Below are 20,705 nucleotides of genomic sequence, written 5' to 3' on the forward strand. Positions count from 1 at the left end.
ATGCGCCGCAGGCCCGCTATTGCAGCGACTGCGGCGCACCGCTGCCGCCCTACGCGCGGGGCAGCGCGCCCTGAGGGCGGGGCAGCGCGCCTAAGGGCGCCGCCCCAGCCTGCTTATGGGGCCGGCGTCACCCGCCACAAGGTGTTGGACAGGTCGTCGGCCACCAGCAGCGCACCGCGCGGGTCCACCGTCACGCCCACCGGGCGGCCACGCGTCTTGCCGTCTTCACCGAAGAAGCCGGTGACCACGTCCACCGGCTCGCCGGCCGGGCGGCCATCGCGGAAGGGCACGAAGATCACCCGGTAACCGCTGGGCGGGCTGCGGTTCCAGCTGCCGTGCTCGCCCACGAACAGGCCGTCCGCAAAGCGGGTGCCCATGGCCGGGTTGGAGAAGGCCAGCCCCAGCGCCGCCACGTGCGAGCCCAGCGCATAGTCGGGCCGCACCGCGGCCGCCACCTTGGCCGGGTCCTGTGGCTGCACGCGGGTGTCCACGTTCTGGCCCCAGTAGCTGTAGGGCCAGCCGTAGAAGGCGTTTTCACGCACCGAGGTCACGTAGTCGGGCACCAGGTTCGGCCCGATCTCGTCGCGCTCGTTGACGGTCACCCACAGCTGGCCGGTGCCGGGCTGGATGGTCAGCGCCGTCGGGTTGCGCAGGCCGGTCGCGTAGGGCCGGTGGGCGCCTGTCTCGGCATCGATCTGCCACACCATCGCCCGGTCGATCTCGGCAGGCATGCCGCGCTCGGTGATGTTGCTGTTGGAGCCGATGCCCACGTACAGGTACTTGCCGTCCGCACTGGCGGTCAACGACTTGGTCCAGTGGTGGTTGATGGCGCTGGGCAGGTCGGTCACCTTGACCGGCGGCCCTGAAGCCGTGAACTGCCCCGGCTGGTAATCAAAGCGCACCAACGCGTCCTGGTTGGCCACGTACAGCCGGTTGCCCACCAGCGCCAGGCCGTAAGGCGCATTCAGGTTGTCGGCAAACACGGTGCGCGACTCGTACACGCCGTCGCCATTGGCATCGCGCAGCAGCGTCAGGCGGTTGCCGCCCTTCACGGGGCTGGTGCCACGTGCCTTGATCACGCCGGCGATCACGTCCTTGGGCGTGAGGGCCGGTGCGCCGCCGCCGCGGCCTTCGGCCACCAGGATGTCGCCATTGGGCAGCACCAGCGTCTGCCGCGGAATCTGCAGGTCGGTGGCGATGGCGGTGATGCGGTAGCCCTCGGGCACCTGCGGGCGCTGGTCGCCCCACAGCGCCGGCTCGGCGATCTTCATCGAGGGCAGCAGGCCGCGCTGGGGCGCGGGCAGGCTGGGTTCGGCGCCGTACACCGGCGGCTCGGCACTGCCGGAGCAGGCCGCCAGCCAGGCCAGGGGCAGCAGCACGAGCAGGGGTTGGACGATGCGCTTCATGCCCGCACCTCCCGCGGCGTGGCCGCCAGGCCCAGCCAGCTGGCCACCGCCATCACCACGAACACGATGGCGGCCAGCACCACGCCTTCGGGCAGGCTGGCGGCGGCGTCCTTGGCATGCACCAGGGAATTGATGAAGCCGATCACCCAGCCCACCAGCAGCAACAGGGCCGACAGCAACGGCCGCCGGCGCCGGCCGGCCACGGTGAACAGCCCGATCAGCGCCCACAGCAGCGCCAGGCCGCTGAACAGCAAGGCCCCGGCATTGAGCCAGGAAGCGAAGTTCTTCCACTGCACCTGGGCGCTGTTGGCATAGGCCACGTCGCTGAGCAGCACGCCCAGGAACAGCGGCACGCTGCCGGCCAGCAGCAACGCATGCAAGGGATGGAGGGGGCGGTCGAAGCCCCCGCTGGGGTGGTAGGTGGCGGTTGTCATGCCAAGGCAACGGCAATCGATGTGCCCATCGGCGCCGGCCGCCCAAAAACGGAAAACCATTTTCTCGGCCGTTGGCGGAGACGGTTTTCCGACCCGCTGGCAAGCCGCTGCAAACCCCGTGTGCGGGCGCACCGCCAGCGACTATCTTGCCCAGGCGCGCTGGCATGGAACATGCGAATTACGCCCGGCGGTCTGATTTTCGAAGCGGTATGACTGGCGCGCTCTTCCCTCGTTTTCGAAGCACCCTGACCGCCATGGCAGCAACGCATGCCGGAATAATCAACTGGAGGTCGGAATGAATCGAAGTCACCGCATTGATGGCAGTTTTGAAATGACACGCCGGGTGCGCGCGCCGCGCCTGCGCGCCGTGCCGCTGGCCTGCCTGTCCGTGATGGTGTTGGCCGCCGCAGCGGCCAACGCCAACCAGTGGTCGTACCCGGGCGACCCCGGCTACGTGGCACGCAACGCGCAGGAGCTGCCGGCCGCCAAGGCCAGCTGGGAAACGCCGGAATACGGCTTTTTCACCGGCATCAACCCGGCCGTGGGCAGCACCATCAATGCCGCCTGGCAGCTGGTGGCCATCAACGCCTCCACCGCCTACGCGCTGGGCTACTACGGCCAGGGCGCGACCCTGGGCATGATGGACTCGGGCTACCGGCCCACGCACGAAGCCTTTCAAACCAGCCTGATCGCGCCGGTGCGCGCCAGCGGCATCTACGGCACCTCGGGCTTCGGCTACCGCAGCACGCCGACGCCGGGCAACCCGTTCACCGCCGGTGACCCCTTCACCGTCGACGGCGACCTGGCCCGCACCAGCGACTACTCGCACGGCACCGGCATGCTGGGCGTGACCTCCGCCACCCGCGACGGCAATGCGCAGCACGGCATCGCCTTCGCGTCGATGATGTACGTGGCGCGCACCGGCGGCTCCGACACCCAGTCGCACGGGCCTTTCCACGACTACGTGTATTGGTACACCGCCAACAAGGCGCTGGTGGACGCGGGCGTGAAGGTGATCAACAGCAGCTGGGGCTCCTATGTCCAGACGCTGAACCGAACCCGGTATGACGGCTCGGGCAACGACCTGGGCGAGAACGGCAATCTGGTCAACGGATATCAATTGGCGGGCAAGGACAGCGTCAATCCCGCTGCCATGGCCAGCATCATTCCCAATGAATATCTGAAAGACCTGGAATACCAATACTTCTTCACCAAGAAGAGTTATTCCAGGAATGGCATCCAATACAACCCGAAATACCCCGGGCTGTCGTTCATGGACGCCATCTGGGACGCCATCAAGGTGACGGGCACCGTCAATGTCCGCTCGGCGGGCAACAACGACTGGAGCAATCCGTACTTCCGCCCGGCCTACCCGATGTTCAATCCGGCGGCGGAAGCGCAATTCGTGGCCGTGGGCGGCGTGCAGCCCCCGACCAACGCCACGCCCGAATACACCAAGCAATTCGGCTTCAACGAAGCCGGGCTGGCCAAGTGGTGGAGCGTGTCCACGCCTTCCAATTCGGTGCGCACCACCAGCAGCAGCGGCGACGGCAATTACTCCAACTCCAGCGGCACTTCGCCGGCCACGCCGGTGGCCACGGGCGCCATGGGCGTGCTGCTGTCGCGCTTCCCGAACATGGACGCCAAGCAGGTGCGTGAGGTGATGCTCACCACCGCCAACAACAAGATGACCGACGGCGTGCGCTTCCTGGGCACCGGCCAGGTCTCGCCCACCGGCGCGTCGATCGCCTGGACCGCGCCCGACGGCCTGCCCGACGAGCGCTGGGGTTGGGGCATTCCCGACCTGGCCAAGGGCATGTACGGGCCGGCGCAGTTCCTGAGCCCGATGCTCTACAACATGAGCAAGACGCCGCTGGACGTCTGGTCCAACGACATCGGTCAGGTGGCCCTGAAGCAGCGCGAGAAGGAAGACCTGCAATGGCTGGCCGCCTACCGCCAGCAAGGCATTGCGATGGCGGGCGAGTTCAGCCCCAACGTGCTCAACCCCAATGGCACGCTGAACAAGCAGGCCTTCGTGCTGCAGGGTCTGCTCAATGACCCGGCCGTGCAGGCCATCACCAATGGCCGGCCCGAGACCTACGACAAGATCGCCTACGAAGACGCGGTGAAGTGGCGCAAGGAATGGATGGACGCGCGCGCCACGCACATCCAGGGCAAGATCGACCGCGGCCAGTACACGGCCTCGCTCACCAAGGCCGGCAGCGGCACGCTGATCTTGGCGGGCAACAACACCTATGCCGGCGGCTCCACGGTCACGGGCGGCAAGCTGTCCATCGTGGGCAACAACAGCTCGGGCGTGACGGTGGCCAACGGCGGCACGCTGGGCGGCACCGGCAAGGTGGATGGCACCATCTCCGTGCTCAAGGGCGGCATGCTGGCCCCGGGAGTGACGGGCGCCGAATCCGCGGGCGTGAGCAGCGTGGTGGCCAGCCTGGCCATCCCGGCCGGCGACGTGCTGCGCGCCAATGCCGTGAAGGTGGCGCTGGGCGGCAGCTTCAAGGCCACGCTCAAGGCCAACGGCGCCTCCACCCGCCTGCAGGCCACCGGCACCGTGGCGCTGGGCGGCAGCCTGCTGCTGGACGTGGCGGCCGCTTCCAACGCGGGCGACGTGTTCACGCTGATCCAGGCCGGCACCGTGCTGGGCAACTTCACCGGTCTGGGCGAAGGCGCGCTGGTGTCGGCCGGCGGCCGCCAGTACCGCATTTCGTACCAGGGCGGCAAGGTGACGCTCACCGCGTCCTGATCGCCCGCCTGACCCATTCAACCACTCGAGGGAACTGAACGTGACTCAACAACATTCGTGGGCTTGCGCCCTGGCGCTGGCCGCCCTGGCAGCGGCGGCAGCGCCGGCACAGGCCAGCACCGAGCTGGTCGTCAACGGCGGCTTTGAACAACGCGGCTTTGCCGGCTGGGTGCAAAGCGGCGACAGCGACTACGACGCCGTGCTGTGCGACGCCGGCAGCGCCTTTGCCGGCAGCTGCGAAGCCTACTTCGGGTCTCTCACCGGCAGCAGCATCACCCAGACGCTGGACGTGGGCGGCGCCGGCCGCACCTGGAACCTCTCGTTCGCCTTCCAGGCCGACGAAGCCCCGGGCAGCAGCTTCAGCGTGAGCTTCGGCGGCCAGCAGCTGACGCTGCCCTCGCTGAGCACCAGCGCCTACCAGCTGTACCAGTTCAGCGGCATGACCACCGGGCCCACCATGACCCTGGCCTTCAACTTCGTGGATCCGACAGGCACCGCCTACCTGGACGCGGTGTCCGTCACCGCGGTGCCGGAACCCGCCAGCCTGGCGCTGATGGGCGCCGGCCTGGCGGGCGTCGTGCTGGTGTCGCGCCGCCGCCTGAAGCGGGCGGGCTGACCCGGTTCACCGCCCCCAGGGCACACCTGCCGCCGCGTCCAGCCCGAAACGGCTGATGGCGCGGCTGCAGGCCTCGGCGTCCACGCGGCCTTGCTGGCGCAGCGCGGTCAAGGCGGCCAGCACCACGTGGCCGCGGTCGACCTCGAAGAAGCGGCGCAGCTCGGCCCGCGTGTCGCTGCGGCCGAAGCCGTCGGTGCCCAGGGCGGTGAACGGCGCCTGCAGGTGGGCGCCGGCCAGTTGCGGCCAGGCGCGCACGTAGTCGCTGGCGGCGATGACCGGGTCGTCGCCGGGCAGGCACTGCGCCAGGTGGCTGCTGCGCGGCGCCTCTTGGGGGTGCAGGCGGTTCCAGCGCTCCACTCCGGCCGCGTCGCGTGCCAGTTCGGAGAAGCTGGTGGCGCTGAACACTTCGGCCTCCACCTGCCATTCGGTGGCCAGCAGCTCGGCGGCGGCCAGCACTTCGCGAAGGATCGTGCCGCTGCCCATCAGCCGCACCTTCCCGAGCGGGGGCTGGGCCGGCCGCTGCACCGCCAGGCGGTACAGGCCCTTGATGACGTCCTGCGCCACGCCCTCCGGCAACGAGGGCTGGGCGTAGTTCTCGTTCATCAGGGTGACGTAGTAGAAGACGTCTTCCTGCCGCTCCAGCATGGCGCGCATGCCGTGGTCCAGGATCACCGCGAATTCGCCGGCAAAGCAGGGGTCGTAGGCGCGGCAGTTGGGCACGGTGCTGGCCTGCAGCAGGCTGGCGCCGTCCTGGTGTTGCAGGCCTTCACCGCCCAGCGTGGTGCGGCCCGCGGTGGCCCCCAGCAAGAAGCCGCGCGCCCGCTGGTCGGCGGCGGCCCAGATCAGGTCGCCCACGCGCTGGAAGCCGAACATCGAGTAGTAGATGTAGAAGGGCAGCATCGGCAGCCCGTGCACCGAATGGCTGGTGGCCGCGGCCGTCCAGCTGCTGATGGCGCCGGCTTCGCTGATGCCTTCTTCCAGGATCTGGCCGTCGGTGGCCTCGCGGTAGCTGAGCACCGAGCCGATGTCCTCGGGCTCATAGGCCTGGCCGCTGAAGGCATAGATGCCCACCTGCTTGAACAGGTTGGCCATGCCGAAGGTGCGCGCTTCATCGGCCACGATGGGCACGATGCGCGGGCCCAGCGCGCCATCTTTCAGCAGGCCGGTGAGCATGCGCACGAAGGCCATGGTGGTGCTCATCTCCTTGCCCTGGGCGGCAACGGCGAACTCGCCATAGCGCGCCAGCGGCGGCACCGCCACCGGCTGCGCGCTGGCGCTGCGCGCGGGCACGAAGCCGCCCAGCGCGGCCCGCCGCTCCTGCAGATAGCGCATCTCGGCGCTGTCGGGCGCCGGCTTGACGAAGTCCAGCCGCGCAGCCTGCTCGTCGGTCAGCGGCAGCGCAAAGCGGTTGCGGAAGGCGATCAGGTCGTCGCGGTCCAGCTTCTTTTGCTGGTGGGTGGTCATGCGGCCCTGGCCGGCCTCGCCCATGCCGTAGCCCTTCTTGGTCTGCGCCAGGATCACCGTGGGCTGGCCGGTGGTGTGCACGGCGGCGTGGTAGGCCGCATGGATCTTCACCAGGTCGTGGCCGCCGCGCTTGAGGCGGTCGATCTGCTCGTCGGTCAGTCCCTGGGCCAGCGCGGCCAGCGCCGGGTCCTGGCCGAAGAAGTGCTCGCGGTTGTAGCGGCCGTCCTTGGCGGCGAAGGTCTGCAGCTGGCCGTCCACGGTGCGGGCGAAGGTGCGTTGCAGCACGCCTTCGGTGTCGCGGGCAAAGAGGCCGTCCCAGTCAGAACCCCACACCAGCTTGATGACGCGCCAGCCGGCGCCGGCGAACAGCGCCTCCAACTCGTCGATGATGCGGCCGTTGCCGCGCACCGGGCCATCGAGCCGCTGCAGGTTGCAGTTGACCACCCACACCAGGTTGTCCAGCTTCTCGCGCGCGGCCAGGGTCAGCGCGCTCATGCTTTCGGGCTCGTCCATCTCGCCGTCGCCGAACACGCCCCACACCTTGCGCTGCGCGGTGTCCAGCAGGCCGCGGTGGTGCAGGTAGCGCATGAAGCGCGCCTGGTAGATGGCGCTGATCGGCCCCAGGCCCATCGAGCCGGTCGGAAACTGCCAGAAGTCCGGCATCAGCCACGGGTGCGGGTAGCTGGAAAGGCCGCGGGCACCGGCGCGCGTGGCCGCGATCTCCTGCCGGTAGTGGGCCAGGTCGTGCTCGGTCAGCCGGCCTTCCAGAAAGGCCCGCGCATACACGCCGGGCGCCGAATGCGGCTGGTAGAACACCAGGTCGCTGTCGCGTGCCGCGCCGCCGCGGAAGAAGTGGTTGAAGCCCACCTCGAACAGGTCGGCCGCGCTGGCATAGCTGGCGATGTGGCCGCCCAGCTCACCATAAGCCTGGTTGGCGCGCACCACCATCGCCAGCGCGTTCCAGCGCATCAGCGAAGCCAGCCGCTCCTCGATGGCCAGGTCGCCCGGAAAGGCCGGCTGCCGCTCGGCCGGGATGGTGTTGACGTAGGGCGTGCCCAGCGCCGGCTGCCAGCCCACACGCGGGTGGCGGGCGTCGGTGGCCAGCACGTCCATGATTTCGCGCACCCGCTGCGGGCCGGCCGCGGCCAGCAGCGCGGCCAGCGCCTCGCGCCATTCGGCGGTTTCCTGCGGGTCAGGGTCGGCCTGGGCCTGCGCCAGGTGCGGTTGGATGGCGTCGTCGCTCATGGCCGCAGTCTAGAGCGACCGCCGCCCGGGCTTCAGGCCAGCACCACCCGCCCCTTGCCTTCGCGCTTGGCGCGCAGCAGCGCCTGGTCGGCCAGGCCCAGCAAGGTGTGCGGATCGGCCTCGGCCGCGGCCGCCACCACACCCACGCTGGCGCCCACCTGCACGGCCCGGCCGTCGCCCAGCGCCACGGGCTGCCGCACCGCTTCCACCAGCCGGTCGAGCAGCGGCCGCCAGTCGGCCGGCGCCAGTTCGGCCAGCACCAGCACGAACTCATCGCCGCCGATGCGGGCCACGGTGTCGCTGGGCCGCAGCTGGCCCTGCATCCGGCGCGCCACGGCCACCAGCAAGGCGTCGCCCGCGTCGTGGCCAAAGCGGTCGTTGACGGCCTTGAAGCCATCGAGGTCGAGGTAGCACACCGCCAGCCCCGCGCCGGAACGGCTGCGCAGCGCCAGGCTGTGCCGCAGCCGCTCCAGCAGCAGCGTGCGGTTGGGCAACTGGGTCAGCGGGTCGTGGTGGGCCACGTGCAGCAGCCGTTCATGGGCGGCCTTGGCGGCAGTCACGTCCACCGCCATCCAGAAGCTGCTGTCGTCGGCCAGCCGGGTGCCGGTGATCTCCACCCAGATCACCTCGCCGTTCTTGCGACGCATCGGCACCTGCGTGCGGTAGCTGCTGCCGGCCTGCAGCAGCGGGTAGGCCTCGCGGCCGGTGCGCTCGAAGCTGGCTTCGTCGGCATACAGCACGCGCATCGACTGGTCGATCAGCTCGCCGGGGCCATAGCCCAGCAGCCTTTCCAGCGCCACGTTGCACCACCGGATCGCGCGCCCGCTGACCCGCGCCATGCTGACCAGGTCGTTGTCCAGCATGGCGGCCTGTTCCTTCAGCAGCCGCGTCTCGCGCTCCTGCGCCTCGCGCTGCGCGCGGGCATGGGCGGCCACCTGGTCCATGGCCAGGGCCTCGCGCGCGCCGAAGCGGAAGATGGCCACGGTGGCGGCCAGCAGCAGCAGCCAGGCCAGCACCGCGGTGCCGGCCACCTGCACCGCCTGCTCGCGCCAGGGCTGGAAGAAGCGTTCGTTGCTGACGCCGGCAAACACCGTCAAGGGCCAGCCTTCCACCCGCCGGTAGGCGGTGGTGCGGGGCAGGTTGTCGATGGCCGCGCGGGAGACGAACCAGCCGCCATCGGGCTGGCGCTGGGTGGCCTCGCGCAGCTGCGACGAAACGGCGGCCATGCCCACGTCGCCCTGGTTCGGCACACCCGGCGCGCGCCGCGCCACCATGCGCAGGTCGTCCGTGCGCAGCGTGATGGCATCGTGCAGGCCCAGCTCATAGCGGGCGAACAGCCGCGCCACATGGTCTGCCGAGATGGTGGCGCACAGCATGCCCTGGAAGCGCCCACGCACCATCAAGGGCCGCGACACCACCATCACCCATTGGCCGGTGAGCGGCGAGCGTTCCGGCCCCGACAGGATGGGCGCCGACCCATGCGCCAGCTCGGCGGCGGTGGCGTGGGTATGGCCGTGTGCATCGGCCAGGCCGGGGGCCGACACGTCCGCCAGCCCCCTGCCCCAGCGCATGTGGCCCCGGGTGTCGGACAGGTGCAGGTCTTCCACCGCCGGCAGCAGGCCGGCGCGGTCGCGCAGCAGGCGGTTCAGCGCCTGGTCATCCAGCCGGTCGCGGGTGGCGGCCAGCTCCTGCAGGCTGCTTTGGAGCACCGCGTCCACCTGCGCCAGCTCGCTGCCGATGTTGAGCTGGGCCACGGCGGCCAGCGATTCGGCCAGGTCGCGCGCGCGTGCCTCATGGCTGCTTTTCGTGCGCAGCAGCACCGACAGCACCAGCCCCGCCAACAGCGCCGCGGCCAGCAGGTTGGCCACGACCAGCCCGCGCTTCAACGAGCGCCGCCTGGCAGCCACGGCAGAAAGCAACAGGTCAGGGTGCGAAGACGACATGCGACAAGAAGGCGATCAGGGGCAGGGCGCGGCCGCCGCGCGCCTTGACGTGCATCGGCCTTTTCCATGACTTCTTGAGTGATTTCTGATCTTGCTGCGCACTCCAGGGGTCAATGGCCACTACCGGGCACCGATAGCGCAGGGGTGGAACCCGCCCTCGCCACCTTCACCCCGCCCCCGCGCCAGCGTCCGCTGGCCGACCGCGTGTTCTTCTGGCTCACCGGCACCGGCCAGCCCGAGCAGACGGAAGTGCGGCGCGCCATGGTGCTCACGCTGCGTGAGCCCTTTCGCGTCACCTTGCTGGCCACGTTCTGGACCCAGACGGTGGCCTGGCTGGCCTGGCTGCTCACCGGTGCCACCTGGGCCGGCGCCTGGGCGGTGGCCGACCTGGTGCTCTTCGTGCTGCGCCTGCAGGGCAGCCGGCTGATCGGGGCGGCCGAAGCGCAGGGCCGCCGGCTGCCCCTGCGCCGGGTGCTGGCCATCAACGCGATGTGGCTGATCTGGGTGGCCTTCGGCATCAGCATGTGCATCCGGCAGACGGCACTGCCGCTGCTGGTGCTCGGCGCGATGATCAGCTCCGGCTTTTCGGGCTATTGCGTCTCGCGCTGGCAGGCTTTTCCGCGGCTGGCGCGCCTTTACCTGTACCTGATGTGGGGCGGCATGTGCGTGGGCATGCTGTGCTCCCCGCTGCCACCGCTGCAGCTGCTGGCCTGGCTGATGCCCACCGGCGCCATCGCCTTCCAGGTGCTGCTGGGCCTGAACCACGACATCCTGATCGGCGCACTGCGTGCGCAGCAGGAAAACCGGCGGCGCTCGATGCACGACCCGCTGACCGAGCTGCCCAACCGGCTGATGCTGCGCGAACGGCTGACAGCGCTGTGCCGCGGCCTGGCGGCCGGCCATGGATTTGCAGTGCTGTGCCTCGACCTGGACGGCTTCAAGGGCGTGAACGACCGCCTGGGCCATGCGGCCGGCGACTGGCTGCTCAAGAGCGTGGCGCAGCGGCTGACCGACGCCGTGCGCGCCGAAGACCTGGTGTGCCGGGTGGGCGGCGACGAATTCGTGCTGCTGCTGCCCGGCGCCGGCCCGGCGAAGGCGGCCGACATCGCCGAGCGCATCCTGCAGGCGGTGGCGCAGCCGCACGACCTGGGCGGCCTGGCCCGGCTGCCGTCGCGGGCCAGCATCGGCATCGCCATCGGCCCTGAAGACGGCACCGAACCCGACCCGCTGCTGCACGCGGCCGACGAGGCGCTGTACGCCGCCAAGCGCGACGGCAAAGGCTGCTGGCGCCGCCGCCACGCCCCGGACAACGGCTGACGAACCGCAGGGCGATGGCGCCCGTGGCACAGTGCCGCCACCCGTTGTTGCCCCGCCCGCAAATCGCGCCGCCGCCGATGTCCAGCCGTACCCGCCCCGCTGCCCAGACCGCGTCCTTCAAGGGCAACAAGCAGTCCTTGCCCAGCAAGCCCTGCGTGGCCTGCGGCCGGCCGATGAGCTGGCGCAAGCGCTGGGCGCGCAGCTGGGACGAGGTGAAGTTCTGCTCCGACGCCTGCCGCCGCAGCCGCAGCGGCGCACACACGGGCGCGGCCGGCTGATGGCCGCCGTGCGCCACCTGGTGCTGGTGCTGGGCGACCAGCTCGACCTGCAGGCCGCCGCCTTCGACGGGTTCGACAACGCGCAAGATGCGGTGTGGATGGCCGAGGTGGCCGAAGAGTCCACCCACGTGTGGTCGGCGCAGCAGCGCATCGCCCTCTTCCTGGCCGCGATGCGGCACTTTGCCGATGCGCTGCGCGAGGCGGGCCGGCCGCTGCACTACCGCCGGCTGGACGAGCCCGGCAACCGCGGCCAGCTGGCCGAAGAACTCCGGGCCACGCTGGCTGCGCTCAAACCCCAGCGCGTGCTGATGACCGCGCCCGGCGACTGGCGGGTGTGGCAGTCGCTCAAGGCGGTGGTGGCAGCCGCCGGACTGACGCTGGAGGTGTGCGAAGACCGGCACTTCTTCAACACCGTGCGCGAGTTCGCGGCCTATGCCAAAGGCCGCAAGGGCCTGCGCATGGAGTTCTTCTACCGCGAGATGCGCAAGCGCCACGGCGTGCTGATGCAGCACGGCCAGCCCGTGGGCGGGCAGTGGAACTTCGACGCCGACAACCGCGAGTCCTTCGGCGCCAAGGGCCCCGGCCTGCTGCCGCCGCGCGCCACCTTCGAGCCCGACGACATCACCCGCGAGGTGCTGGACCTGGTGCGCACGCGCTTTGCCGACCACCCCGGCCGCCTCGACAGCTTCGCCTGGCCGGTGACGCGCGCGCAGGCCTTGCAGGCGATGCAGGCCTTCATCGCCGACCGGCTGCCGCTCTTTGGCCGCTACGAAGACGCGATGTGGCCCGGCGAGCCGTGGCTGTACCACTCGCAGCTGTCGGCCGCGCTCAACCTCAAGCTGCTCAACCCCTTCGAGGTGGTGCATGCGGCCGAGGCGGCCTACCACGAAGGCCATGCGCCACTGGCCGCGGTGGAGGGCTTCGTCCGCCAGATCCTGGGCTGGCGCGAATACGTGCGTGGCATCTACTGGACGCAGATGCCCGGCTACCTGGAACGCAATGCGCTGGACGCGCAGCAGCCGCTGCCCGACTGGTACTGGACCGGCGACACCGACATGGCCTGCCTGCGCGACGCCATCACGCAGACGCTGGACCACGGCTACGCCCACCACATCCAGCGGCTGATGGTCACCGGCCTGTATGCGCTGCTGCTGGGCGTGCAGCCGCAGCAGGTGCATGCCTGGTATCTGGCGGTGTACGTGGATGCGGTGGAATGGGTGGAACTGCCCAACACCCTGGGCATGAGCCAGTACGGCGACGGCGGCCTGCTGGGCAGCAAGCCCTACGTGGCCAGCGGCCGCTACATCCAGCGCATGGGCGGGCCCTGCGCCCAGTGCCGCTACAAGCCGGCCGAGCGTGCGGGCGACGACGCCTGCCCCTTCACCACGCTGTACTGGGACTTCCTGATGCGGCACGAGGCCATGCTGGCCGGCAACCAGCGCATGGTGATGCAGCTGAAGAACCTCTCGCGCCTGACCGAGGCCGAACGCGCCGCCGTGGCCGAGCGCGCCGAAGCCATCCGCCAGGGCCGGGTGGGCGGCGCCCCGACGGTGTCATGACCCGCGCCCAGGCGCTGGCCCGCATCGCGGCGATCGACCCCGCGGCCTATGCCCGCAGTCGCAATGCGCTGGATGGCGCGGTGTCGGGCCTGTCGCCGTGGATCACGCATGGCGTGGTCAGCCTGCCCGAGGTGGCGGCCGGCGTGGCGGCGCGCCACCCGGGGCTGCACCTGCAGCACCGCTTCGTGATGGAGCTGGGCTGGCGCGAGTTCTTCCGCCATGTGTGGGCGCATCGCGGCAGCGGCATCTTTGAGTCGCTGCACGCAGGGCCGCTGCCCGATGGGGCCTACGCGGCCGAGGTGCCGGCCGACGTGCGCGAGGCCCGCACCGGCGTGCCGGTGATCGACCAGGCGGTGCGCCAGCTGTATGCCCAGGGGCTGCTGCACAACCACGCGCGACTGTGGCTGGCCAGCTACCTGGTGCACCTGCGCAAGGTGCACTGGCGCGCGGGCGCCGACTGGCTGCTGGGCCACCTGCTGGACGGCGACCTGGCCAGCAACCACCTGAGCTGGCAATGGGTGGCCGGCACCGGCAGCCACCAGCCCTACCTGTTCAATGCCGAGAACGTGGCCCGCTTTGCGCCGGCCGACTGGCACAGCCCCGGCAGCGTGATCGACACCGACTACGACACGCTGGACGCGATGGCCCGCAGCCCGCAGCCGGTGCCCGCGCGGGTGGCGGCGCCCGCAGCCGGCGCGGGTCGCGAGGTGCAGGAGCCGCCGCGCCACACACGGCCGCCCGCGGGCCTGCTGCCGCCGGCGCCGGCGCCGGGCTGGGTCGCGGGCCGTGACGTGTGGCTGCTGCACCCGTGGGCGCTGCGCCCACCGCCGGCCGACGTGCTGCCCGATGCGGTGTGCCTGGGCTGGTGGCCGGCCGAGCACCATGCGGCCTGGCCCTGGACCGACAGCCGCTGGCGCTGGGCAGCGGCGCGCCTGGCCGAGTTGACGCAGCAGGCCGTGCATGCCGACCGCGCCACGCTGGCCGCGCTGCTGGCCGGCGCCCGCAGCGTGCAGGCCTGGTCCGATCCGCATGCCGACCCGCATGCCCCCGCGGCCGTGCAGCTGCGCCCGCCGCAGCGGCTGTTCGATGCGGTGGAGCGGCCCTGCGCCTCGTTCTCCAGCTGGTGGAAGCGCAGCACCCGCGGCGTCAAAGGCCTGGCCGAGCTGCCGGGCTGGCCGGCCGGCGTGGCAGCGCTCAGCGCACCAGCGGCCGCACGGCGGTGAAGCCGCCGTCCACCGGCAGCACCTGGCCGGTGACGCGCGCGGCGCCTTCGCCCAGCAGCCAGGCCATCACGCCGGCCACGTCGTCCGCGGCCTGCACACCGCCCAGCGGGTACTGGCGGCCGGCGGCCTCGCGCATGGCGGGCAGCTTGAGCATGCCGGCGGTCATCGGCGTTTCGGTCATGCCCGGGGCCACCACGTTCAGCCGCACGCCCTGGGGCGCATAGGTGGCGGCGGCGCTGCGCACCAGCGCTTCCAGGCCGCCCTTGGCGGCGGCGATCGCCTCATGGTTGGCCACGCCGATGCGGGCCACCACCGAGCTGACGAACACCGCCGAGCCGGGGCCGCCCTGCAGCCCGGCCAGCCAGGCCTTGAGCATGTACACCGCGCTGTCCAGGTTCACCCGCATCAGCTCGCGGTAGATCACCTCCTGCGTGCGGTGCAGCGGCGCCACCAGCGTGCTGCCCACCGCATGCGCCAGTCGGGTGGGCGCTGCACCCATGCCTTCGGTGCAGGCGGCCACCGCCAGCGCGGCACCTTCGGGCGTGGTGGTGTCGGCCACGATGCGCAGCTCGGCCGGCACGGCGGCCAGGCGGGCGGCTTCGCGCCCCACCGCAGCCACGCGGCAGCCCGCCTGCGTGAGCTGGTCGGCCAGCGCGCGGCCGATGCCGCCGCTGGCACCGGTGATGAGCACGACGGGCGCAGGGCCCGGGAAAGCAGGTTGTGTCGTCATCGCATCTCCGTCATGGGGGCCGCGCGGCCGGCCGGCGTAGCCTGGCGCACCGCCGGCGGTACGGCCATCACACGCGCCGCCAGCGCCCGGCCCGAAGCCCAGGCCCCTTCCACCGTGCCGCCGCTGCCCACCGGGCTGGCGGGGGCATGGCCCAGAAAATCGCCGCACACCCCCAGGCCCTGGGTGGCGTCCCACCAGCAGCTGGCGGGCGGCAGCGGCACATCGTCTTCTTCCGGCAGGTCCACCGCCACGCTTTGCGCGGCGGGCACCGCATAACGCCAGCGGTGCACCACCGCATGCCGCCAAGCGGGGGCAGCGCCCAGCCAGGCCTGCAATGCGCCCTGCAGCTCGGGCAGCACCTGCTCGGGCAGGTCTTCCAGGTGCTGGCGGCTCCAGCCGGCGCGGGCATGCAGCACCCAGCGCCACTCGTCGGGGCCGGCGGCTTCGCGCAGCACGCAGGCCAGCACGCCCTGCTGCGGCCGGGCGATCTGCCACGGTGGCGTGCCGTCGGCCAGGCCGGCATGCAGCGGCTCGCTCACGCCCATCAGCGTCCAGCAGGGTTGCATAAGCACCAGCGAAGCCCGCTGCGCCCAGTCGCGCCGGTGGGCCGCCAGCAGCGGCGCGGCCTGCGCGGGCGGCAGCGCCAGCACCACCGCATCAAAGGCGGGGCCCACCGGCTGGCCGCCACACACCAGCCGCCAGCCCTCGGGCGCGGGCAGCAGCCGATCGACCGGCGTGTTCCAGTGCGTGGGCAGCCCCTGCACCAGCCAGCGGCACAGCGCCGGCATGTCGGGCAGGCCGCGGTAGCGAAGCAGGTACGGGTCGTCGCCCGCCGGCCGGCTGCCCGAAGCCACCAGCGGCCGCCAGGCCTCGGCCACGCCCTGGTCCACCGCCTGCTGCAGCCACTGCACGAAGGGCAGGCTGCGGGCGCTGAAGCCCGGCGCGCCATGGTGCAGCTGGCTCTGGCGCAGCTGGCCCTGCGCATCGGTCCAGCCCATGCGGCGGGTGGCCAGCCGGCCACCGGGCCCGCGCGACTTGTCGAACACCTGCACCTGCCAGCCCGCGCTGGCCAGCGCTTGCGCGCAGGCCGATCCGGCCATGCCGGCGCCCACCACGGCGGCGCTTGGTGGGGCTGTTTGAATCGTGTCCATGGCGCAGACTACGCAAACGCCAGCCAACACGCGAGTTTGAATCGCAGTTGACCTGGGCGCTGCCGGCGCTAATCCAGGTCAAACGCGGTTCATTTGGGCGGGTGGCGCCGCTCCAGCCGCTGCATCACCTTGGCGGCCAGGTACTGCAGCATCTCCATCTGGCGAGCATCCACCTGCCGGGGCTGGTAATCGATGACGCACAAAGTGCCGATGGCATTGCCGGTCTGGGTGACCAGGGGCGCGCCCGCATAGAAGCGGATGTGCGGCTCGCCCGTCACCAGCCGGTTGGCCTTGAAGCGCGCGTCGGCATGGGCGTCGTTGACCACCATCACCTGCCGCGGCTGGCGGATGGCATGGGCGCAGAAGGCGTCTTCGCGCGGGGTTTCGCGCACTTCCAGCCCCACCCGCGACTTGAACCACTGGCGGTCGCGGTCGATCAGCGAGATCAGCGCCACCGGCGCATCGAAGAAGGTGGCCGCCAGGCGGGTGAGTTCGTCGAAGCTGGTCTCGTCGTCGGTGTCCAGCACGCCCAGCGCATCCAGTTCCTGCTGGCGCGTGGCTTCGCTGCGCAGCTGGCGCTCGCGCGCGGCGGCCTGCAACAGCCGCGACAAGGCATCCAATGAATACGGCTTGGGCAGCAGGTCGAAGCCATGGGCGCCGTTGTTGTCGGCCAGCACCTTGCTGTAGCCGCTGGACAGCACGATGGGCAGGCCCGGGTGCAGGCGCCGGATCTCGTGCGCCATCTCGATGCCGTCCATGCCGGCCATCACCACGTCGGAGAACACGGCGGTGAAGCGGTCGGCGTCGGTCGCCAGCTCGGCCAGCGCATCGCGGGCGCTGTGCACCAGCACGGTGGAATAGCCCAGCACGCCCAGCGTGTGCTGCACCGAGGCGGCCACCTCGGCGTTGTCTTCCACCAGCAGCACGCAGCCGCCGGTGGGCGGCTCCAGCTGCTCGGCGGTGGCCTCGTCGCGGTCGGCGGCGCGCACGCCGTCGGGGTGCTGGGGCAGGTACAGCGTGAAGGTGGCGCCTTCGCCCGGCTGGCTGTCCACGTGCACGGCGCCGTTGGACTGCCGCGCGAAGCCGAACACCTGCGACAGGCCCAGCCCGGTGCCCAGGCCCACCGGCTTGGTGGTGAAGAAGGGCTCGAAGATGGTGTCCAGGTGCTCGGCCGCGATACCGCTGCCGCTGTCGGTCAGCGACACCGCCACGAAGTCGCCGGCCATCGCCGGCTGCGCGCGCAGCGCCGGGATGCCGCGCACCTGCTGCACCCGGATCAGCAGCCGGCCTTCGCCGTCCATCGCGTCGCGGGCGTTGACCGCCATGTTCACCAGGGCGGTGTCGAACTGGCTGGGGTCGGCGTGGATGGTGCACGGCGTGTTGGGCACCTGCACTTCCACCAGGATGCGGGCACCGACCAGCGTCTGGATCATCTCGCCGATGGCGCGCACGTTGCCGGTGGCGTCGAAGCTCACCGGCTGCAGCGCCTGGCGGCGCGCAAAGGCCAGCAGCTGGCCGGTCAGCCGCGCCGCCCGCGACACCGCATTGGCGATGGAGGCCATGCAGCGCTGCTGCTGCTGCGGGCTCAGGCTGCGCCGCTGCATCAGGTCGATGGAGGTGCGGATGATGGTCAGCAGGTTGTTGAAGTCGTGCGCCACGCCGCCGGTGAGCTGGCCCACCGCTTCCATCTTCTGCGCCTGGCGCAGGGCCTCTTCGGTGGCGCGCTCACGCGTCACGTCGCGCGCCACCGCATGCACCACGCCGCCGTCGGGCACGGCCGTCCAGTTCAGCAGGCGGTAGCTGCCGTCGCGGGCGCGGTAGCGGTTCTCGAAGCCGGCCGAGGTGGCGCCGCCCGCCAGGCGCAGCAGCTCCTGGGCGCTGCGGTCCTGGTCTTCGGGGTGCAGGAAGTCGCCGATCGGCCGGCCCACCATCTCGGCCTCTTCCCAGCCGAGGATGCGGGTGGCGGCCGGGTTCACCGCGCGGATGTGGCCGCTGTTCTCGCACACCAGCATCAGCTCCTGCGACAGTGTCCAGATGCGGTCGCGGTCGCGCACGCTCTGGGCTTCGGCCAGCCGGCGCTCATGGATGTCGGTGGTGCTGCCCATCCACTGGGTGATGCGGCCTTCGGCGTCGCGCGCGGCCACCGCCCGCGCCAGGTGCCAGCGGTACTGGCCGTCGGCCCGGCGCAGGCGGTACTCGGCCTCGTGCGGCTCGCCGTCGGCCAGCGCCACCACCCAGCGCGCCTGCACCTCGGGCAGGTCGTCGGGGTGCACCACCTGCACCCAGCCATCGCCGGCCAGCTCGTCCAGCGACAGGCCGGTGTAGGCCATCACGCGGTCGTTGGCCCAGTCGACGCGGCCCTCCGGCGTGGTCGTCCACAGCTGGGTGGGCATCACCTGCGCCCAGGCCTCGCTGCCGGGTGCACCGGCACCCGCGCCGCCACTCGTCGTCCCTGCGCGCTCCACGTTCATCCTTCGAGTTGTTACAGGAGGGGGTTTCCCCTGGCCGACGGGCAGCACTTGCTGTGCCCGTGGCCGGAAGATGTCCACAAACGCTGTGGACAACTCCGTGGACAAACGGTGGGTGACCGGGCGCGGCCGGCCTGCCACAAGGCCCCGCGCTGCATTGCCGCCGGATGAGGCAGGCCGCCGGTCGTGCCGTCGCTCACGCCGCGTGCCGCCTGTGCCGCTCAAGCTGCCGCAAAAGCGGCCGAAGCTGCCTCTGTACCCGGAGAAGGCCCCTGCCGCACCGGGCGAACCCCGGCTTCAGTGCGCCGGACGCACGCCGATATTCACTGCAGCGACCCAACCAGAGCAAGGACGCCTCCATGGACATGATCACCGACGCCACCGAAGTGGCCCGCCACGAAGCCCAACGGGCTGTTCAGAACGCCAAGTCGCGCGGCGGCGCCCCCGGCGGCGAATTCCTGACCTTCCGCCTCGGCGCGGAGGAGTACGGCATCGACATCCTGCGTGTGCAGGAAATCCGCTCGTACGAGCAACCCACCCGCATCGCCAATGCGCCGGGCTTCATCAAGGGCGTGGTCAACCTGCGCGGCGTGATCGTGCCGATCGTCGACCTGCGGCTGAAGCTGGGTTGCGACTCGGCCGAGTACAACACCTTCACCGTGGTCATCGTGCTGAACGTGCGTGGCCGCGTGGTGGGTGCGGTGGTCGATTCGGTGTCCGACGTGCTGGAGCTGGCTCCCGACACCATCAAGCCGGCGCCGGAACTCAGCTCGGGCCAGATCGACACCAGCTACATCACCGGCATCGGCAGCGTGGCCGACCGCATGCTGATCCTCATGGACATCGAGGCGCTGATGAGCAGCGCCGACATGGGCCTGATGGACGAAGCCACGTTCTGAGCCTGACGGACCCGTGATGCAGCTCACCCTGACCCAGAAGCTCTGGCTGCCCACCGTCGGACTGGCGGTGGTGGTGGTCGCCATGTCGACGCTGTCCGTGGTGCGCACGCGGGCCCTGCTGGCCGAGTCGGCCACGCAGCAGGCGGCGCGCGAGGAAAAGCTCGAACTCTCGCTGCGATGGGCCGGGCTGACCGAGGCCAATGCCACCCGCGTGGTGGCCAGCCTGGTCAGTAGTGATCCGCAGGTGTCCGCGGCCCTGAAGCCGCAGATGGAGGCCACCAGCAGCCGCATCACCGAACTGCAAAAGCGCATGGAAGTGCTGGCCGGCGAGCCCGAGGAAAAGGCCTTGCTGGCCGACGTGGCCGCCCGCCGCCAGGCCTACCTGGACAGCCGCAAGGAGGCCACGGCCCTGCGCACCGCCGGCCAGGCCGAAGCCGCCGCCGCGGCGCTGAAGGACAAGGTGCAGCCCGCCGTGGCCAGCTACCTGCAGGCCCAGCAGACCTTCGTGGACCTGCAGCACCGGCGCGCCGGTGAGGTACGGGACGCGGTGGCCGCCGAACGCATGCGCACCGTGTGGATGGTGTCGGGCGTGATGGCGGTGATGGTGCTGCTGCTGGCAGCTTCCACCGCCGCCATCGTGCGCGCCATCCGCCGGCCGCTGGCCCAGGTGGTGCACGTCACCCGGCGCATCGGCCAGGGCGACCTGGCGGTGCACATCGACAGCGAACAGCGGCGCGACGAGATCGGCGAGGTGAACACCGCGCTGGCCGAGATGTGCGGCTCGCTGCGCACGCTGGTGTCGCAGGTGCGGCAGTCGGCCGATTCGCTGGCGGTGGCCTCCAACGAGATCGCCAGCGGCAACGAAGACCTGAGCCGCCGCACCGAGCAGGCAGCCAGCAGCCTGCAGCAGACCGCTTCTTCGATGGAACAGCTCACCGGCACGGTGGCGCAGTCGTCGGCCTCGGCCACGATGGCCAACGAGCTGGCCACCTCGGCCGCGGCCGTGGCCCAGCGCGGCGGCGAGGTGGTGTCGCAGGTCATCGCCACGATGGACGAGATCAGCAGCAGCTCCAAGCTGATCGCCGACATCACCGGCACCATCGACGGCATCGCTTTCCAGACCAACATCCTGGCGCTGAACGCGGCGGTGGAAGCCGCCCGCGCCGGCGAGCAGGGCCGCGGCTTTGCCGTGGTGGCCGGCGAGGTGC

Annotated in this window: 15 protein-coding genes; 8 read left to right on the forward strand and 7 right to left on the reverse strand. The window is 71.1% G+C overall.

All coding sequences use genetic code 11. The features are described 5' to 3' along the window. Nucleotides 1-113 precede the first annotated feature (113 nt). Nucleotides 114-1,406: a sorbosone dehydrogenase family protein gene (locus ABNT58_RS24135; protein WP_348755940.1), complete on the reverse strand. Its 1,293-nt coding sequence runs from the start codon at nucleotides 1,404-1,406 to the stop codon at nucleotides 114-116. Further along, nucleotides 1,403-1,840, reverse strand: coding sequence for a DUF2231 domain-containing protein (locus tag ABNT58_RS24140; RefSeq protein WP_348755941.1), 438 nt, complete (start codon nucleotides 1,838-1,840; stop codon nucleotides 1,403-1,405). Before ABNT58_RS24140 ends, ABNT58_RS24135 begins: the two co-directional genes overlap by 4 nt. A gap of 295 nt (nucleotides 1,841-2,135) precedes the next feature. Here ABNT58_RS24140 and ABNT58_RS24145 point away from each other — a divergent pair, with 295 nt between their 5' ends. Together ABNT58_RS24145 and ABNT58_RS24150 are read left to right on the forward strand one after the other, a co-directional pair. After that, on the forward strand, nucleotides 2,136-4,604 hold the full coding sequence (locus ABNT58_RS24145) for a S8 family serine peptidase (RefSeq protein ID WP_348755942.1): 2,469 nt from the start codon (nucleotides 2,136-2,138) through the stop codon (nucleotides 4,602-4,604). A gap of 40 nt (nucleotides 4,605-4,644) precedes the next feature. After that, nucleotides 4,645-5,220 carry a PEP-CTERM sorting domain-containing protein gene (locus ABNT58_RS24150; protein WP_348755943.1) on the forward strand — a complete coding sequence of 192 codons (576 nt, stop codon included), beginning with the start codon at nucleotides 4,645-4,647 and terminating at the stop codon, nucleotides 5,218-5,220. 6 nt (nucleotides 5,221-5,226) lie between these two features. Here the strand turns inward: ABNT58_RS24150 and mdeB are convergent, their stop codons facing one another. Beyond that, on the reverse strand, nucleotides 5,227-7,929 hold the full coding sequence (gene mdeB / locus ABNT58_RS24155; RefSeq protein WP_348755944.1) for an alpha-ketoglutarate dehydrogenase: 2,703 nt from the start codon (nucleotides 7,927-7,929) through the stop codon (nucleotides 5,227-5,229). A gap of 32 nt (nucleotides 7,930-7,961) precedes the next feature. Continuing rightward, nucleotides 7,962-9,815 (reverse strand): diguanylate cyclase, encoded by a 1,854-nt coding sequence (locus ABNT58_RS24160; RefSeq protein WP_348755945.1) that lies wholly within the window; start codon nucleotides 9,813-9,815, stop codon nucleotides 7,962-7,964. A gap of 201 nt (nucleotides 9,816-10,016) precedes the next feature. Here ABNT58_RS24160 and ABNT58_RS24165 point away from each other — a divergent pair, with 201 nt between their 5' ends. From ABNT58_RS24165 to ABNT58_RS24180, 4 genes are all read left to right on the forward strand, one after another. After that, on the forward strand, nucleotides 10,017-11,189 hold the full coding sequence (locus ABNT58_RS24165; RefSeq protein ID WP_348755946.1) for a GGDEF domain-containing protein: 1,173 nt from the start codon (nucleotides 10,017-10,019) through the stop codon (nucleotides 11,187-11,189). A gap of 77 nt (nucleotides 11,190-11,266) precedes the next feature. Next, nucleotides 11,267-11,467, forward strand: coding sequence for a DUF2256 domain-containing protein (locus ABNT58_RS24170; RefSeq protein WP_348755947.1), 201 nt, complete (start codon nucleotides 11,267-11,269; stop codon nucleotides 11,465-11,467). Further along, nucleotides 11,467-13,026 carry a cryptochrome/photolyase family protein gene (locus ABNT58_RS24175; RefSeq protein WP_348755948.1) on the forward strand — a complete coding sequence of 520 codons (1,560 nt, stop codon included), beginning with the start codon at nucleotides 11,467-11,469 and terminating at the stop codon, nucleotides 13,024-13,026. Before ABNT58_RS24170 ends, ABNT58_RS24175 begins: the two co-directional genes overlap by 1 nt. Further along, nucleotides 13,023-14,249 carry an FAD-binding domain-containing protein gene (locus tag ABNT58_RS24180; protein WP_348755949.1) on the forward strand — a complete coding sequence of 409 codons (1,227 nt, stop codon included), beginning with the start codon at nucleotides 13,023-13,025 and terminating at the stop codon, nucleotides 14,247-14,249. The genes ABNT58_RS24175 and ABNT58_RS24180 overlap by 4 nt, the downstream gene beginning before the upstream one ends. Here the strand turns inward: ABNT58_RS24180 and ABNT58_RS24185 are convergent. The 3 genes from ABNT58_RS24185 to ABNT58_RS24195 form a co-directional block, all read right to left on the reverse strand. Further along, nucleotides 14,221-14,979 carry an SDR family oxidoreductase gene (locus ABNT58_RS24185; RefSeq protein WP_348755950.1) on the reverse strand — a complete coding sequence of 253 codons (759 nt, stop codon included), beginning with the start codon at nucleotides 14,977-14,979 and terminating at the stop codon, nucleotides 14,221-14,223. The genes ABNT58_RS24180 and ABNT58_RS24185 overlap by 29 nt on opposite strands. Continuing rightward, nucleotides 14,976-16,130 (reverse strand): NAD(P)-binding protein, encoded by a 1,155-nt coding sequence (locus ABNT58_RS24190; RefSeq protein ID WP_348755951.1) that lies wholly within the window; start codon nucleotides 16,128-16,130, stop codon nucleotides 14,976-14,978. The genes ABNT58_RS24185 and ABNT58_RS24190 overlap by 4 nt, the downstream gene beginning before the upstream one ends. 89 nt (nucleotides 16,131-16,219) lie before the next feature. Continuing rightward, nucleotides 16,220-18,601 carry a PAS domain-containing protein gene (locus tag ABNT58_RS24195; protein WP_348755952.1) on the reverse strand — a complete coding sequence of 794 codons (2,382 nt, stop codon included), beginning with the start codon at nucleotides 18,599-18,601 and terminating at the stop codon, nucleotides 16,220-16,222. A 356-nt stretch (nucleotides 18,602-18,957) separates the two neighbouring features. On the opposite strand from ABNT58_RS24195, the gene ABNT58_RS24200 reads away from it, so the two are divergent. Next, nucleotides 18,958-19,497 carry a chemotaxis protein CheW gene (locus tag ABNT58_RS24200; protein ID WP_348755953.1) on the forward strand — a complete coding sequence of 180 codons (540 nt, stop codon included), beginning with the start codon at nucleotides 18,958-18,960 and terminating at the stop codon, nucleotides 19,495-19,497. Nucleotides 19,498-19,513: 16 nt separating this feature from the next. Further along, the coding region (locus ABNT58_RS24205; RefSeq protein WP_348755954.1) for a methyl-accepting chemotaxis protein at nucleotides 19,514-20,705 on the forward strand (1,192 nt) is incomplete at its 3' end.

The organism is uncultured Aquincola sp. (assembly GCF_964001545.1).
GTDB lineage: Bacteria > Pseudomonadota > Gammaproteobacteria > Burkholderiales > Burkholderiaceae_C > Aquincola.